The 485-nt window shown below is 69.3% G+C and carries 1 protein-coding gene; it reads left to right on the top strand.

Annotated elements, in window-relative coordinates; genetic code table 11:
• A partial coding sequence (locus tag FQ705_RS32525; RefSeq protein ID WP_144148947.1) for an MFS transporter occupies window positions 1-485 on the top strand: 485 nt, incomplete at both ends.

The following is a 485-nucleotide window of genomic DNA, read 5'->3' as shown; positions in this document are numbered from 1 at the left end:
CTGCCGCCTCGGCCTGGGCCTCAGCGAGGCGCCGTGCTTCCCGACCAATAGCCGGGTGGTCGCCACCTGGTTCCCGCAGAAGGAACGCGCGATGGCCACCGGCACCTACACGGTCGGCGAATACATCGGGCTGGCCTTCCTGAGCCCGGTGCTGTTCGCGCTGATGGGGGCGTTCGGCTGGCGTTCGCTGTTCTGGGTGGTGGGCGCGGTCGGCATCCTGTTCGGCCTGGCCTGGCTGCGCCTGTATCGCGAGCCGCGCGACCATCCGGCGGCCAACGCGGCCGAGCTGGCCTATATCGCCGAGGGCGGCGGCCTGATCGACGGCGAGGCGAAGGCGAACAAGCCGGGGCAGTCGAAGTTCAGCTGGGCGATGGCCGGCAGGATGCTGAGGAAGCGCCAACTGGCCGGCATCTGCCTGGGCCAGTTCGCCGGCAACTCGACCCTGGTGTTCTTCCTCACCTGGTTTCCGACCTATCTCGCCACGG

The sequence above is a fragment of the Paraburkholderia sp. BCC1884 genome, assembly GCF_900996225.1.
GTDB lineage: Bacteria > Pseudomonadota > Gammaproteobacteria > Burkholderiales > Burkholderiaceae > Paraburkholderia.
This window is presented reverse-complemented; position numbering and strand designations above follow the sequence as displayed.